Origin of the sequence: Corallococcus praedator (assembly GCF_003612125.1) — a bacterium.
GTDB lineage: Bacteria > Myxococcota > Myxococcia > Myxococcales > Myxococcaceae > Corallococcus > Corallococcus praedator.
Genome location: NZ_RAWI01001198.1, coordinates 1 through 419 on the forward strand (window position 1 = coordinate 1; position 419 = coordinate 419).

General features: G+C 73.5%; 1 pseudogene. It reads left to right on the forward strand.

From position 1 onward, the window contains the following. Nucleotides 1–419 (forward strand): annotated as a pseudogene (locus D7Y13_RS43715) (hypothetical protein); the annotation flags it as partial.

The window sequence follows — 419 nt, forward strand, 5'->3', positions numbered from 1 at the left end:
GCGTGCTCACGAGCGTTCACGCCTTCGCCTCGGACCCCGCGCGCGGCGTCGTGATCCTCGCCATCCTCGGCGTCTTCGTCGGCGGCGCGCTGACGCTCTTCGCCGCGCGGGCCTCGACGCTGGACGCCAAGGGCGTGTTCGGCACGGTGAGCCGGGAGTCGGCTCTGGTCCTCAACAACGTGCTCCTCGCCGTGTCGGCCTTCGTCGTCCTGATCGGCACGGTGTGGCCCCTCATCGCGCAGGTGGCGCTGGGCCGCACCCTGTCGGTCGGGGCGCCCTTCTTCGACGCCGCCTTCACGCCGTTCATGGTCGCCATCGCCGTCGCCCTGCCGCTGGGCTCGCAGATGGCCTGGAAGCGCGGCGACGTGCCGCGCGCCGTCCGCGCCCTCACGCCGGCCCTCCTCTTCGCCCTCGCGCTC